This window comes from Vicinamibacterales bacterium, from assembly GCA_041659285.1.
GTDB lineage: Bacteria > Acidobacteriota > Vicinamibacteria > Vicinamibacterales > UBA2999 > 12-FULL-67-14b.
In genome coordinates this window covers 38,567-52,899 of the sequence record JBAZYO010000019.1, presented here as the reverse complement: position 1 = coordinate 52,899, position 14,333 = coordinate 38,567, and the positions used below count along the sequence as shown (strand labels likewise).

The following is a 14,333-nucleotide window of genomic DNA, read 5'->3' as shown; positions in this document are numbered from 1 at the left end:
AAGTGCCTTCACCGTGGAACTGCTTCCCGCCATCTTGATCGGTTACGCCGTCGGGTCGCTGCCGATCGGCTACCTCCTGGCGCACCGCGCGAGGGGAGTCGACCTGCGCCGTGTCGGAAGCGGCAATGTCGGCGCCACCAATGTGTATCGAACCGGCGGACTCGCCATGGCCGTCGCCGTGATGCTGGCCGACATGGGGAAGGGCGCGGCGGCGGTGCTGCTGGCTGGTGACGGGACCGCGGCGGTCGCGGCGGGCGTCGCCGCCGTGATCGGCCACATCTATCCGGTGTGGCTGGGGTTCAAGGGCGGCAAGGGCGTGGCGACGGCCAGCGGCGTGTTTGGTGTGCTGGCGCCGTGGCCCACCGCAATCGCGGCCGCGGCGTTTGGCGTCACCGTGGCGCGCACGCGGCTGGTCTCCCTCGGATCGATCGTGGCCACCGTGCTCCTGCCGGTGATCGAGTGGTCCACGCCGGGGCTGCGGTCCGTTGACATTGGCACCACGGTGGTGGCGACCCTCATCCTCTTTCGCCACCGCGGCAACCTTGCCCGCTTGTGGACGCGCACGGAACGCGCATTAGGAACATGACACACACCATCGGGGTGTTGGGATCGGGAAGTTGGGGAACCGCGCTCGGCGTGCACCTGGCCCACACCGGCCACGACGTGCGCCTGTGGGCGCGCGATGCCGCGCTCGCGGACCACATGGTGGCGACGCGAACCAACGCGCTGTACCTGCCCGGCATCGAGCTGCCGCCGGCGTTGCAGCCCACCAGCGTGCTGGCCGACGCCGTCACCGGCGCGGAGTTCGTGGTGATGGCGGTGCCGTCGCACGGCTTGCGCGCCGTCGCGCGGGCCGCCAGCGCGCTGGTGCCGGACAGCTGCACGCTGGTGAGCGCCGCCAAGGGCCTTGAAGAAGGGTCCTTGCTGCGCCTGTCGGAAGTGATGCGCGCGGAGTTCCCGGCCGGGTGCAGCATCGTGGTGCTGTCGGGACCGAGCTTCGCGATTGAACTGGCGCGCGAGTTGCCGACGGCGATGGTCGCGGCGGGCGAGTCGTCGGCCGCGGTCGAGATGATCCAGGCGCACTTCCGCTCGCAGGCGCTGCGGCTCTACGGCAGCAGCGATGTCGTGGGAGTGGAGATCGGCGGCGCCTTGAAGAATGTCATCGCCATCGCCGCGGGCGTGGTGGAAGGGCTCGGCCTCGGGCACAACGCGCTGGCGGCGCTGATCACGCGCGGGCTGGCCGAGATTTCGCGCCTGGCGGTGTGCCTCGGCGGGCAGCGTGACACCTTGTCCGGCCTCGCCGGTCTGGGCGACCTGGTGCTCACCTGCACCGGCGACCTCAGCCGCAATCGGCAGGTCGGCATCGCCCTGGCGCGCGGCGAGTCGCTCGCCGACATCCTGGCGCGCACCAAGATGGTGGCCGAGGGCGTCCGCACCACCGAGGCCGCGCTGGCGTTGAGCGCGCGCGTCGGCATCGAACTCCCAATCGCCCAGGAAATGTCGGACGTGCTCGCGGGGCGGACCGACCCGCGCGATGCCATTCGCAACCTCATGGGCCGCAAGCAGAAGCTGGAACACGTGTAGATGGGACTGTTTGACAAGTTGAAGCAGGGGCTGCAGCGGACCACGCAGCAGCTCGTGGGCAAGTTCGAAGACATCGTCCGCAGGGCCGATTCCGCGGACGCGCGCACGCGCGACGTCGACGTGGAAACCGCCGAGGCGCTCGAAGAGGTGCTGTTGATGGCCGACGTCGGCGTCGCCGCCACGACCGAGATCGTATCGGCGGTCAGCCGGCGCCAGCGCCGCGGCGAGAGCCTGCGAGACCTCGTGAAGCAGGAAATGCTGCGGGTGTTCGAAGCGACGCCGGCGACGCCGCCGCCCACCGCCAGGCCGCACGTGGTGCTGATTGTCGGCGTCAACGGCGTCGGCAAGACCACCACCATCGGCAAGCTCGCGAACCAGATGAAGCGCGACGGCCTGTCGCCGCTGATTTGCGCGGCCGACACGTTCCGCGCCGCGGCCGTGGATCAGCTGCAGATCTGGGCCGACCGGGCCGGCGTGGACATGGTTCGCGCCCGCGAAGGCTCGGATCCGGCCGCCGTGGTGTTCGACGCCGTCACGGCCGCGAAGGCACGCCAGCGCGACGTGGTGCTGGTGGACACCGCCGGACGCCTGCATACGCGCACCAACCTGATGAACGAGCTCGACAAGATCCGCCGCGTCGCCAGCCGCGAAGTCCCCGGCGCGCCGCACGAGGTCCTGCTCATCCTCGACGCGACCGTCGGCCAGAACGGCCTGGCGCAGGCGCGCGAGTTCACCGCCGTGGCTGGCGTCACCGGCATCGTGCTCACCAAGCTCGACGGCACGGCCAAGGGCGGCATCGCCGTCGCGATCGCCCACGACCTCAAGCTCCCCATTCGCTACGTCGGTGTCGGGGAGGCGGTCGATGACCTGCTGCCGTTCTCGCCGCGCGAGTACGTGGACGCCATCTTCCAAGAGAAATGGTGAGCGACGCGGACTACATGCGCCGTGCGTTGTTCCACGCCCGCCGGGCCGAGGGCGTGACCACGCCCAACCCGATGGTCGGCGCCGTCGTGGTCACCGCTGACGGCGTGGTGGTGGGGCAGGGCCGGCATCCCCGCGCTGGAGACCCGCACGCCGAGGTCTTCGCGCTGGAAGAGGCCGGCGCGCGCGCGCGCGGCGCGTCGCTCTACGTGACGCTCGAGCCGTGCTGCCATCATGGCCGGACTGGACCGTGCACGAGCCGGATCATTGACGCCGGCGTGGCCCGCGTGGTCGCGGCCATGCAGGATCCCAATCCGCTGGTCAGCGGCACGGGCTTTGAGCGGTTGCGGGCGCACGGCATCCAGGTGGACGTCGGCCTGCTCGGGAATGAGGCGGCTCGCCTGAATCGCGCCTTCGCCATCGTCCAGACCGAGGGCCGCCCGATGGTCATCGTGAAGGCGGCCACGAGCCTGGACTCGAAGATCGCGGCTGCGCCCGGCGTGCGCACGCCGCTGACCTCGGGCGAGGCCAACCGGCGCACGCAGCGCCTGCGCGGCGCGGTCGATGCCGTGGCCGTCGGGTCCGGCACGGTGCTGGCCGACGATCCGCTCCTGACTGCACGGGACTGCTTTCGGTTGCGTTCCCTGGCCCGCGTCGTGTTCGACCGCCGGCTCCGGACCCCGCCCACCGCCCGGCTCTTCTCGACGCTCGACGCCGGGCCGGTCATAATAATGACGACGGCAATCGCAGCCGCGCGTGAGCGCGATCGCGTCCACGCGCTCGAGGCGGCCGGCGCCACGGTCGTGGACGGCACCGGGGATCTCCGCACCGATGTGCGCGCCCTGCTGGCCTGGGACATCTCCACCCTGCTGCTCGAGGGTGGCGGGGCCATGCACGCGGCCGCCTGGCAGGCCGGCATCGTCGATCGCATGCACGTGATTGTGGCGCCCACCATACTGGGTGAGCAGGGCGCCAGGTTCTTCGACGGAATACCGGTCCCATTGTCGCAGCTGATACCAGTGCGTGTTGAGACACTCGGGCCGGACGCTTGGATGGAATCAGATGTTTACGGGCATCGTTGAGGCGGTCGGCACGCTGTCGGAGGTGAAGGGCACCGGCGACGGGCATCGCGTGCGGATTCACACCCCGCTGGCCTCGCAGATGAAACTGGGCGACAGCCTGGCCGTGAACGGCGTCTGCCTCACGGTGATCCTGATCGACGGCGAGCACGTGCTGGCCGACGTTGGGCCCGAAACCGCCCGCGTCACCACCTTCGGGTCCCTGCAGCGCGGTCAGGCCGTGAACCTCGAACGGCCGCTGCGCTTCGACGGCCGGATGGATGGCCACTTCGTGCTCGGGCACGTGGACGGCGTCGGCACCATCGAAGACGCGCGTCCGGAGGCCGAATCGCATTGGCTGACCATCGGCTTTCCGCCGGCGCTGGCGGCCTACTTCATCCGCAAGGGTTCGGTCGCGGTGGACGGAATCAGCCTCACGGTGGCCGGACTGGGCGAACGCCAGTTCGATGTCCAGGTGGTGCCCTACACGTGGGCGAACACCACGCTGAAGTCGCTGCGCGCCGGGGACAAGGTCAACCTCGAGTGCGACATGATCGGGAAGTACGTCGTGCGGGCAATGGAACTCAGGAAATCATGAGACAGATCAAGATCGCCAAAGGGGCCAGGTCGAAGACGCCGTTTGCGGCCGTCGAGTCGGCGGTGGCCGCGATCCGTCGCGGCGAGATGGTCATTGTCGTCGACGACGAAGACCGCGAGAACGAAGGCGACCTGACGATCGCCGCCGAGCACGTCACGCCCGAAGTGATCAACTTCATGATGACCCACGGCCGCGGCTTGATCTGCATGCCGATGACCGCGGCCCGCCTCGACGAGCTGAGCATCCCGCTGCAGGTCCCGCAGCAGATGAACTCGACGCAGTTCGAGACCGCCTTCTGCATCGGCATCGAGGCCAAGCGCGGAACCTCCACCGGCATTTCGGCCCACGACCGCGCCACCACCGTGCTGGCCGCCATCGACCCCACGACCAAGGCGGCGGACCTGGCGCGTCCCGGCCACGTGTTCCCGCTGCGCGCCCGCGAAGGCGGCGTGCTGGTGCGCGCGGGGCAGACCGAAGCGGCCGTGGACCTGGCGCGCATGGCGGGGCTGACGCCGGCCGGCGTGATCTGCGAGATCGCCAAGGCCGACGGCACCATGGCGCGGGTGCCCGAGCTGGTGAAGTTCGCGCGCAAGCACAAGCTGCTCATGATCACCGTGGCCGATTTGATCCGGCACCGGATGCAGACCGAAGGCCTGGTTGAGAAGGTCGCGGAAGCGGAGCTGCCGACCGAATACGGGCCCTTCCGCATCCACGCCTACAACAGCCTGATCGACGGCATGACCCACATTGCCCTGGTCGCCGGCGACATCACCAGCGGCCGCGACGTGCTGGTCCGCGTGCACTCGAAGTGCCTCACCGGGGATGTCTTCCACTCGGCCCGGTGTGATTGCGGCGACCAGCTCGATGCCGCCATGCGGCGCATTGCGGCCGAGGGCCGCGGCGTGCTGCTGTATCTCAACCAGGAAGGGCGGGGCATTGGCCTCGCCAACAAGATTCGGGCCTATTTCCTCCAGGATCAGGGTCTCGACACGGTGGAAGCCAACGAGCGCCTGGGGTTCAAACCCGACCAGCGCGACTACGGCATTGGCGCCCAGATCCTCAGGAATCTGGGGGTCAGGACCATGAGGCTGCTCACCAACAATCCCCGCAAGTTCGTGGGCCTGCAAGGGTACGGCCTCGCCGTGTCGTCCACGCTGCCGCTGGAGATTGCGGCCTCCGACACGACCCGCAAGTACCTGAAGGTCAAGAAGGAGAAGCTCGGCCACCGCCTCACGTCGGTTTGACCGTTCTTCTGAAGTTCATGTAGGATAAGGGTTTGCGCGGCGGAGGTTGGCCTCTGCCGTGATGGCCCATGTTCGACGCGCTCAGCAATCGCCTCCAGGACGTCTTCCAGTCCATCAAGGGAGAAACACGTCTCACCGAGGCGACGGTGGAGAACGTCCTCCGGGAAATCCGGATGGCGTTGCTCGAGGCCGACGTCAACTTCAAGGTCGTCAAGGCATTCGTCGATCGCGTGCGCGATCGGGCGATGGATCAGGCGGTTCTCAAGAGCCTGACACCGAGCCAGCAGGTCATCAAGATCGTTCGGGATGAACTGCTCGCCCTGTTCGGGGATGCCAAGGGCGGCCTGACGGAATCGTCGGCCCGGCCGCGCGTGATTTTGATGCTCGGGCTCCAGGGCTCGGGCAAGACGACGACGACGGGCAAGCTGGCCAAGTGGCTGGTGAAGCAGGGGCGCCACCCGATTGTCGTCTCGACCGACGTGCGGCGGCCGGCGGCCATCCAGCAGCTGGCCATCGTCGCGGCGCAGGCCGGCGTGCGGGTGCACGACCCGGTCGGGAACATGGACCCGGTGTCGCGCGCCAAGAGCGCGCTCGCCGAGGCCAGGGCGGTCGGCAACGACGTGGTCATCGTCGACACGGCGGGCCGGCTGCACATCGACGACGAGCTCATGAAGGAGCTGGTCGCGATCAAGGACGTGTCGGGGCCGACCGACCTGCTCTACGTCGCGGATGCGATGACCGGGCAGGACGCGATCAAGAGCGCGGGCGAGTTCAACGCGCAGATCGGCGTCACCGGCGTGGTCCTGACGAAGATCGACGGCGACGCGCGCGGTGGCGCGGCGCTCTCGGTGGTGTCGGTGGTCGGTGTGCCGATTGCGTTTGTCGGCAGCGGCGAGAAGCTCGAAGACCTCGAGCCGTTCCACGCCGACCGGTTCGTGTCGCGCATGCTCGGCATGGGCGACGTGCTGTCGCTGATCGAGAAGGCCGAAGAGGTCATCGACCGGGGCGACGCCGAGAAGCTGGAAGCGAAGATCCGCAAGGGCGGATTTACGCTGGAAGACTTCCGCGATCAGCTGCGCATGCTGAAGCGGATGGGCCCGCTCGAGAAGATCATGGGCATGCTGCCCGGCATGGGCGGCATGAAGGAACTGGCCGGCCAGAAGCCGGACGAGAAGCAGCTCTCGCGCATCGAGGCGATCATCAACTCGATGACGCCGGCGGAGCGGAAGCAGGCGGACATCCTCGATGGGAGCCGCCGCAAGCGCGTGGCGAAGGGCAGCGGCACGACGGTGGAAGACGTCAACCGGCTGCTCAAGCAGTTCGTGGAAATGCAGCGGATGCTGAAGATGGTGGGGCAGATGACGGGCGACCCCATCGCCGCGGCGCCGAAGAAGAAGAAGCGCAAAGGCCCGTTCAGTCTGATGAAGTAAGTCGTTAACCTAGAAGCGCGGCCTCGTCGTGCCGCTGTTAGAGAGTTCACAATGCTGTCGATTCGTATGCGTCGCACCGGTTCCAAGAAGCGTCCCTTTTTCCGCGTGGTGGTCTCGGAAGCCCGCTCGAAGAAGGAAGGCCAGTACATCGAGGTGCTCGGCTTCTACAACCCCCGCAGCAAGCCGGCCGTGGTCGAAATCGACAAGGACCGTGTCAGCCACTGGATCAAGCAGGGCGCCCGCCCGTCGGACTCGGTCCGCACGCTGCTGGCCAAGCACCTGACCCGCGACCGTGGCGCCGTGGTTGAGCCGGTGACGGCGCAGCCCGTGGCCCCGACGGCATAGGTGCGGCCGTGGCGGACCTCAAGGGCCTCATCGAAGCCGTGGCGCGGGCGCTGGCCGACCAGCCCGACGCCGTGAGCGTGCGCGAATCGGAGCGCCGCGGCGCGACGGTGTATGAACTGCAGGTCGCCTCGGGCGACCTCGGCCGCGTCATCGGCCGGCAGGGCCGCACCGCGGCGGCGCTGCGCACGTTGCTGTCGAGCGCCGCCGAGGCCGACGACAAGCGCGTCAGCCTCGACATTCGCGATCAAACCGGCCGCAGCTAGATCCTGTGGAATGGGATGACGCGATCCTGGTGGGCGTCGTGGCGCGCACGCACGGGAATCGCGGCGAGGTAATCGTCAACCCGGAGACCGACTTCCCGGAGGAGCGGTTCCGGAAAGGTGCCCGGTTGTGGACCCGGCGGAAGGACGGCACGCCGTCCACGCTCGAAGTCGTCACCATGCGGCTGCACCAGGGCCGCCCGGTGATCCTGTTCGCCGGGGTGGGCTCGATGAACGATGCGGAGCTGCTGGCCGGCCAGGAGCTGCGCACCGACGAAGTCGATGCGGAACTGCTGCCAGAGGGTGAGTTCTTCCACCGCGACCTGATTGGGTGCGAGGTGGTCACCGAGGGCGGCGAAACGGTTGGCCGGGTGACGGACGTGCACAGCAACACCGCGCAGCCGCGACTGGTGGTGGCCGGCAAGCGGAGCGAACTGCTGATCCCGCTGGCCGACGCGATTTGCACGGTGGACATCGCGGCGAGACGAATTACGGTGCGGCCGCCCGCTGGGCTGCTGGAACTGAACGGGGATTGGCGGTGAAGGTCGACGTCATCACGATCTTTCCGCGCATGGTCGAAGCCGGCCTCGCGGAAGGCGTGGTGGGCCGGGCTCGCAGCAGTGGACTGATCGACGTCGAGGTCCACAATCTCCGGGACTACACGACGGACAAGCACCACGTCGTCGATGACGTGCCGTTTGGCGGCGGGCCGGGCATGGTGATGAAGCCCGAGCCGTTCTTCGCCGCGCTCGCCGCGATTCGCGACCGCCGCGGAACGCCGGATGCGGTGGTGGTGCTGACGCCGGCGGGCGTGCCGTTCACGCAGGCCGGCGCCCGGCGGCTGGTGGGGCTGGGCCACGTCGTGCTGCTGTGCGGGCGCTACGAGGGCATCGACGAGCGGGTGCGCGAGGCGCTGGCGACTGAAGAGCTGTCGATCGGCGACTACGTGCTGTCGGGAGGCGAAATCCCGGCGCTCGCCGTCGTTGACGCGATGGCGAGGCTGGTCCCCGGCGTGGTCGGCGACGAGCAGTCGGTGGAAGGGGATTCGTTTACGCGCGGGCTGCTCGATTACCCGCACTACACGAGACCCGCGGAATTCGAAGGACGGCAGGTGCCCGCCGTGTTGTTGTCCGGGCACCACGGCGAGATTCGCCGGTGGCGGCGCCACGCGGCGCTGGCGCGGACGGCCGAACGGCGGCCGGAGCTGCTGGCGGCTGCGGCGCTCGATGCCGATGAACAAGAGTGGTTGAGCAAAAGGAGCAAGTGATGACTGCGATGGAGATGGTTGAGAAGGCGCAACTGGTCGAGCGGCCCCGCATGAAGGCCGGCGACACGGTGCGCGTGCACGTGCGCGTGAAGGAAGGCGACAAGGAACGCATCCAGATTTTCGAGGGTGTGGTCATCGGCATTCGCCGCGGCGGCAATCGCGCGACGTTCACCGTGCGCAAGGTGTCGTTCAGCCAGGGCGTGGAGCGCATCTTTCCGCTCCACTCGCCGACGATTTCCAAGATCGAAGTGCTGCGCTCCGCCAAGGTCCGCCGCGCCAAGCTGTACTTCCTGCGCGACCTCAAGGGCAAGGCCGCCCGCATGAAGGAAGTCAAGAAGACGTCGTAGTGCGCAAGGTCTCCGCCCGCCGCACCATCGAGAACGCGCTTCGGCGCTATGGTTTCGTGTGCGTGGCGGGCGTGGACGAAGTGGGGCGGGGATGCCTGGCCGGGCCGGTGATGGCCGGCGCGGTCATCCTCGACCCGAATCGGCGCATCGACGGCCTGGCCGACTCGAAGGCGCTGACCGCCGCGCACCGCGAGCGGTTGCACGAAGAAATTGTCGCGAAGTCGGTCGCCTGGGCCGTGGTCTCGGTGACGCCCGGCGAGATCGACCGCATCAACATTCATCAGGCCACGCTGCAGGCCATGCGGAGGGCCGTGCTCGCGCTGGCCCCCCTGCCAGATGCGGTTTTGGTAGATGCGTTTCGAATTCCGTCATTGCCGATGGCCCAGCGCGGCGTCATTGGCGGCGATCGCCGCTCGTCGGCCATTGCCGCGGCGTCAATCGTCGCCAAAGTGACCCGGGATCGAATGATGCAAGAGCTCCACGCCGCTGACCCGAGATACGGTTTCGACCGACATAAGGGGTACGCGACGGCCGAGCACTTGTCGGCCGTGGCCCGGTTTGGTTATTCGCCGCAGCACCGGCGGACATTCAGGCCGGCGTCGCTGTTTGATACCATTGCGTGAGGGCCGTACAAAGTGCCGCCGTTCGATCGTGAAGGGGCGCTCAAGAGCGCGGAAAAAGCACTGCGACAGGGCCGCATCGATGTGGCCATCGCGGAGTACGTCAAGGTCGTCGAGGCCCAGCCCCGTGATTGGAACAGCGCCAATGCGCTTGGCGATCTCTACGTACGCGCCAACCAGCTAGACAAGGGTCTCCAGCAGTTCACCCGCATTGCCGACCACCTCGCCGCCGAGGGGTTCTACCCGAAGGCTGCGGCGCTCTTCAAGAAGGTCCTCAAGCTCAAGCCGGACGACGAGTATGCCTTGCTGCAGTCGGGCGACCTCGCCGCCCGCCAGGGCACGCTCGCCGACGCCAAGCAGTACTTCCAGGCGGTGGCCGATCGCCGTAAGGCGCGCGGCGACCGCAAGGGCGCGGCCGAAATCGCCATTCGCCTTGGCACCCTCGATCCGGACGACCTCGAAGCCCGCATGAAGGCGGCGCAACTGGCGGCCGAGACCGGTGACGCGGCCACGGCCCTCCGCGAGTTCCGCGACGTGGCGGTGCGCTACGAGAAGCAGGACCGCGGCGCCGAGGCGCTGACCGCCCTGCAGGCCGCCTTTGACCTCGACAGCTCGGATGACGACACGCGCACCAGGCTGTTTGGCGCGTACCTGTCGGGGAACACCCCCGAGCTGGCACGCAAGGTCGCAAGCGGCGTCGCCGAACTGAAGCAGGTGGCCGCCGCCTTCGAGCGGACCGGGCAGGGCGATGCCGCCCTCGACGTGCTGGGCGAGGTGGCCGCGGCAGACCCGTCGGACCTCGACGTCCGGGCCGGCCTCGCGCTGGCCTACGTGGCACGCGGCGACCTCGACAAGGCCCGCACCTACCTCTCGGCGGAGACGGCCGGGAGCGACCCGAAGCTGTGGATCACGCTCGGCGAGATGGAACTCACCGCCGGCCGGTTCGCCGAAGGCCGCGCCGCCATCATCCAGGCGCTGACGCTCGATCGCAACCAGGCGCAGGCCGCGGTGGTGGTCGGCTGCCGGCTCGCCGAGTCGAATCCGGAGGCCGGGTATCAGTGCATCGACGCGGTGGCCGACGCCGCGCTTGCCGACGGCGACTACGCCGCCGCCGCGGTGTCGCTGCACGAGTTCACGATCCGCGTGCCGAGCCACCTGGTGGCGCTCATGCGCCTGGTCGAAATCTGCGTGGACGGCGGGCTCGAGGCCACGATGTACGAGGCGCAGGCGCAGCTGGCCGATGCCTACCTCGAAGTCGGCCGCGGCCTGGAAGCGCGCATCATCAGCGAAGACCTCGTCGCGCGTGAGCCGTGGAACCGCGCCAATCTCGATCGCTTCCGCCGCGCGCTGGTGATGCTGGGGGAAAGCGATCCCGACGCGATCATCGCCGATCGCTTGAGCGGCGACAGCCCGTTCCTCGCCAGCGAGAAGATGGACTTGAACGAGGGGATGTCGTTCGACACGCCGCCGCCGCGGGTCGAGGCGCCGCCGGCGCCACCCAGAGCCAAGCCGCCGGCAGCCAGGGCCGCCGAGGCGGCCGAACCGTCGTTCACCGACTTCGGCGCGATCGAAATCGACTTGAGCGACGCGCTCGAGGAAGCGCCGGCGCCGTTGCCGCCCCCGGTGTTGACGCCGCCCCCGCCGCGCTCGCTGGACCAGGTGTTCCGCGGCCTGCGTGACGAGTCGAGCCGCCAGTCGTCGGAAGAGGCCGCCGCGGAACAATACCGATTGGCGCTGACGTATCACGAGATGGGCATGATCGAAGACGCCATTAAGGCGCTGGAGGGCGCGTCGAGCTCGCCACGACAGCGGTTCGATGCCGCCTCGATGCTCGGACGGCTGTACCTGGATCGCAAGGAGACCGCCAACGCCATCGAGTGGCTGGAGCGCGCCGCCGAGGCGCCGGCCCCCACGGCCGAGGCCGGGCGCGCTCTGCTGTACGACCTCGCCCAGACGCTTGAAGCGGTGGGGGAGCACTCGCGCGCGCTGGCGGTGTTCGTCGAGCTTGAATCCGAGTCGGGCGGCTACCGCGACGTGTCCGGGCGCATCGACCGGCTCTCTAAAGTCCAGGCCCGGGGCTGATTTCTGTTCAGGCGGCTCCTCTTCGTGGCGCTCCTGCTCGAAACAGGACTCCTGCTGGTGCTGATCCCGTGGTCCGCCTTCTGGGAACGCAACTACTTTGTCGAGTGGTCGCCGGCGATCAAGGCGCTGCTCACCAGCAACTACGCCCGCGGCGCCATCAGCGGCCTCGGCATTGTCAACCTCGGCGCGGCCCTGGTCGAGCTCTCTGACCTGTTCGGGGCGCGGCCGGCCAAGCCAGCAGACGACGACCCGGCATGATCCTGTGCCTGGTGACCGACCGCCGCCGGCTGGGCGCCGCGCTCGGCGTGGGACCCGGGGACTGGATCGACGCGCTCAGGGCACTGATTCGTGCCGCCGCGGCCGCCGGTGTGGACCTGGTGCAGGTGCGGGAGCCGGACCTGGAGGCGAGGGCCCTCGCGGACCTTGTGCGGCTGGTCGTTGCTGATACCCGGGACACGTCCAGCCGGATCCTGGTGAACGATCGGCTCGACGTGGCGCTGGTGACCGGGGCCGCGGGCGTTCACCTGAAGGAGCGGTCCTTCACGACGGCCGCCGCCCGGCGGCTGTCGCCTGCCGGCTTCCTGGTGGGCCGATCCATTCACGGTCAGGCCGCGGCATCGGCCGCGGCAGATGCCGACTACCTCATTGCCGGAACGGTGTTGCCGACGGTGTCGAAGCCGTCGGCGGTGTGCCTTGGCTGGGACGGATTGGCGGGTGTGGTGTCGGCGGCTGCCGGTCGGCCGGTCCTCGCCATCGGCGGAGTGGACCTGCCATCAATTCCTCTCGTGGCAGCTAGTGGCGCAGCCGGCTTGGCGGCGATCGGGGCCTTCCTTCCAGACCCCGGTGCTCGCATGGATGAGTTTGTGCAGAAACGGGTCATGGTGATGCGTTTGGGGTTTGACTCTGCACACCCGGTTTCTTAAGATGTCCGTCTGCCCCCTTGAAAGATAGGCAGTTCTGGCAATTAACCAACGTCCGTCCATCGCCGCTGCAGCCATGCAACGCACGCTCGATCCGGCCAAGCGACTGAAGCAGGCCCGCGAGGCGAAAGGCCTGTCTTGTCGCCAGCTCGCCGACACGACGAAGCTGTCCGTACGTACCATCGAAGCGTTGGAGGGCGGGTGCGTCTCGGCCTTGCCCGAAGGCATCTACCGCCGCGCGATCGTTCGCGCCGTGGCCAGCGAGGTCGGCCTCAATCCCGAACAGATGCTGCGCGACTTCACGGCCGCGCATCCCGATGACTTGCCGTCGCCGGTCTCGGCGGCCGTCGTGGTGACACCGGAGCCGTCGCGATCGTTCCAGAAGGTCCTGACGATTGTGGGCGCGGTGCTGCCCCTGCTGGCGGGCGTGACTTATTTCGGCTGGCCATCGATTCGTGCCACCAACGTGGCGACGGTCGTCGAAGCGGCGCCGCCGCTGCCCGCCAGGTTTCAGTCCGAAGTGCTGCCGGCCGGCGGCTTCACCGAAGCCTCGGTGATGTTGCCGCGGCCCGTCGTGGTCACCCTGACCATCTCGTCGCGCTGCCAGTTGCGGATTGTCGCCGACGGCCGCGAAGTGCTGGGGCGCACGGTCGAACAAGGCGAGAGCGTCCCGCTCGAACTGGGTGAAGAACTGCTGCTGCTGGGCGACAACGCCTCGGCCGTGCAGTTCAGCATCAACGGCCAGGCCGGCCGGCTCCTTGGCGCACCTGGCGAGGTGCTGTCGGTCCGGATCGGCCGCGACGACTACGAGGACTTTCTGGTTCGCTACTGATGGAAGCCGGTCTACGCACGCCGCTGCTGGATTTCTTCCGGCGCGGTGAAGTGGCGCGCGACGTGCGGTTGCTGGCCGCCCAGGGCGCGGTGGCGCCGCGGCCCCTCGAGCAACTCGGCATCCTGATGATCCTCTCGTCAGACGCCGACACCGAGATTCGCGACACCGCCGAGGCCACCCTCAAGACGCTGCCCGCCGAATTGATCGGCAGTTTCATCGCGCGCTCGGACGTCCCGACCGAGCTCCGCGAGTTCTTCATCCACCGGGGCATCACGCTGTCCGACACCCCCGCGCCCGACTTCGACGAGCCCCTCATCGACACCGACGACTCGGGCATGAGCTACGACCAGTTGGAAGGCGAGACGGCGCAGACCTTCACGCAGCGGCTGGCCTCGATGAGCGTACCGGAAAAGGTGAAGTGCGCCATGAAGGGCACGCGGGAAATGCGGGCGGTCCTGATTCGCGACCCCAACCGGATGGTGGCCTCGGCGGTGCTCAGCTGCCCGAAAGTGAACGATGCCGAGGTCGAGGCCTTCGCCAAGATGGGGAACGTCTCCGAGGATATTCTCCGCACCATCGCGTCAAGCCGCGCGTGGACCAAGAACTACAGCGTGGTGCTCAGCCTGGTCAAGAACTCGAAGACGCCGGTCGCGATGTCGATAAACCTGATGCAGCGCCTTACCGAGGGCGACGTGAAGAGGCTTTCGGCGGACCGGAATATCGCGGAGGCGCTGCGCCTCGCGGCCCGGAAGCGCCTGAGCGCGCCTCGGAAGTAGAGACGCCGCCCCGCGCCGCCTGCGAGCCGCCTGCGCGGCCGGAGGCCGC

Annotated in this window: 18 protein-coding genes; all 18 read left to right on the top strand. The window is 68.4% G+C overall.

Annotated features, from left to right (window positions below; all coding sequences use genetic code 11):
* The first annotated feature begins 13 nt into the window (after positions 1-13).
* The gene (plsY, locus tag WC815_22160) at positions 14-586 is read left to right on the top strand and encodes a glycerol-3-phosphate 1-O-acyltransferase PlsY (GenBank protein MFA5911491.1); all 573 of its coding nucleotides are present in this window, start codon (positions 14-16) and stop codon (positions 584-586) included.
* Entirely contained in the window at positions 583-1,584 is a 1,002-nt protein-coding gene (locus tag WC815_22155) for an NAD(P)H-dependent glycerol-3-phosphate dehydrogenase (GenBank protein ID MFA5911490.1), read from the top strand. The genes plsY and WC815_22155 overlap by 4 nt, the downstream gene beginning before the upstream one ends.
* Positions 1,585-2,508, top strand: a complete 924-nt coding sequence (gene ftsY / locus WC815_22150; protein ID MFA5911489.1) for a signal recognition particle-docking protein FtsY — start codon at positions 1,585-1,587, stop codon at positions 2,506-2,508.
* Positions 2,502-3,587, top strand: coding sequence for a bifunctional diaminohydroxyphosphoribosylaminopyrimidine deaminase/5-amino-6-(5-phosphoribosylamino)uracil reductase RibD (gene ribD, locus WC815_22145; protein MFA5911488.1), 1,086 nt, complete (start codon positions 2,502-2,504; stop codon positions 3,585-3,587). Before ftsY ends, ribD begins: the two co-directional genes overlap by 7 nt.
* Positions 3,568-4,161, top strand: a complete 594-nt coding sequence (locus WC815_22140) for a riboflavin synthase (protein MFA5911487.1) — start codon at positions 3,568-3,570, stop codon at positions 4,159-4,161. The genes ribD and WC815_22140 overlap by 20 nt, the downstream gene beginning before the upstream one ends.
* Positions 4,158-5,405, top strand: coding sequence for a bifunctional 3,4-dihydroxy-2-butanone-4-phosphate synthase/GTP cyclohydrolase II (locus tag WC815_22135; GenBank protein MFA5911486.1), 1,248 nt, complete (start codon positions 4,158-4,160; stop codon positions 5,403-5,405). The genes WC815_22140 and WC815_22135 overlap by 4 nt, the downstream gene beginning before the upstream one ends.
* Before the next feature lie 68 nt (positions 5,406-5,473).
* Positions 5,474-6,835, top strand: coding sequence for a signal recognition particle protein (gene ffh, locus WC815_22130; GenBank protein ID MFA5911485.1), 1,362 nt, complete (start codon positions 5,474-5,476; stop codon positions 6,833-6,835).
* Between the two features lie 66 nt (positions 6,836-6,901).
* Complete coding sequence (gene rpsP, locus WC815_22125; protein ID MFA5911484.1) at positions 6,902-7,180, top strand: 30S ribosomal protein S16; 279 nt, start codon at positions 6,902-6,904, stop codon at positions 7,178-7,180.
* A gap of 8 nt (positions 7,181-7,188) precedes the next feature.
* On the top strand, positions 7,189-7,443 hold the full coding sequence (locus WC815_22120) for a KH domain-containing protein (protein ID MFA5911483.1): 255 nt from the start codon (positions 7,189-7,191) through the stop codon (positions 7,441-7,443).
* A gap of 5 nt (positions 7,444-7,448) precedes the next feature.
* Positions 7,449-7,982, top strand: a complete 534-nt coding sequence (gene rimM, locus WC815_22115; GenBank protein MFA5911482.1) for a ribosome maturation factor RimM — start codon at positions 7,449-7,451, stop codon at positions 7,980-7,982.
* Complete coding sequence (trmD, locus tag WC815_22110) at positions 7,979-8,707, top strand: tRNA (guanosine(37)-N1)-methyltransferase TrmD (GenBank protein MFA5911481.1); 729 nt, start codon at positions 7,979-7,981, stop codon at positions 8,705-8,707. Before rimM ends, trmD begins: the two co-directional genes overlap by 4 nt.
* Complete coding sequence (gene rplS, locus WC815_22105) at positions 8,704-9,054, top strand: 50S ribosomal protein L19 (protein ID MFA5911480.1); 351 nt, start codon at positions 8,704-8,706, stop codon at positions 9,052-9,054. Before trmD ends, rplS begins: the two co-directional genes overlap by 4 nt.
* On the top strand, positions 9,054-9,677 hold the full coding sequence (locus tag WC815_22100) for a ribonuclease HII (protein MFA5911479.1): 624 nt from the start codon (positions 9,054-9,056) through the stop codon (positions 9,675-9,677). The genes rplS and WC815_22100 overlap by 1 nt, the downstream gene beginning before the upstream one ends.
* Positions 9,678-9,689: 12 nt before the next feature.
* Positions 9,690-11,756: a tetratricopeptide repeat protein gene (locus WC815_22095; protein ID MFA5911478.1), complete on the top strand. Its 2,067-nt coding sequence runs from the start codon at positions 9,690-9,692 to the stop codon at positions 11,754-11,756.
* Positions 11,757-11,780: 24 nt separating this feature from the next.
* The gene (locus WC815_22090; protein ID MFA5911477.1) at positions 11,781-12,014 is read left to right on the top strand and encodes a hypothetical protein; all 234 of its coding nucleotides are present in this window, start codon (positions 11,781-11,783) and stop codon (positions 12,012-12,014) included.
* Complete coding sequence (locus tag WC815_22085) at positions 12,011-12,679, top strand: thiamine phosphate synthase (GenBank protein MFA5911476.1); 669 nt, start codon at positions 12,011-12,013, stop codon at positions 12,677-12,679. The genes WC815_22090 and WC815_22085 overlap by 4 nt, the downstream gene beginning before the upstream one ends.
* Before the next feature lie 73 nt (positions 12,680-12,752).
* Entirely contained in the window at positions 12,753-13,508 is a 756-nt protein-coding gene (locus WC815_22080; GenBank protein ID MFA5911475.1) for a RodZ domain-containing protein, read from the top strand.
* Positions 13,508-14,284, top strand: a complete 777-nt coding sequence (locus WC815_22075; GenBank protein ID MFA5911474.1) for a hypothetical protein — start codon at positions 13,508-13,510, stop codon at positions 14,282-14,284. Before WC815_22080 ends, WC815_22075 begins: the two co-directional genes overlap by 1 nt.
* Positions 14,285-14,333: the final 49 nt, after the last annotated feature.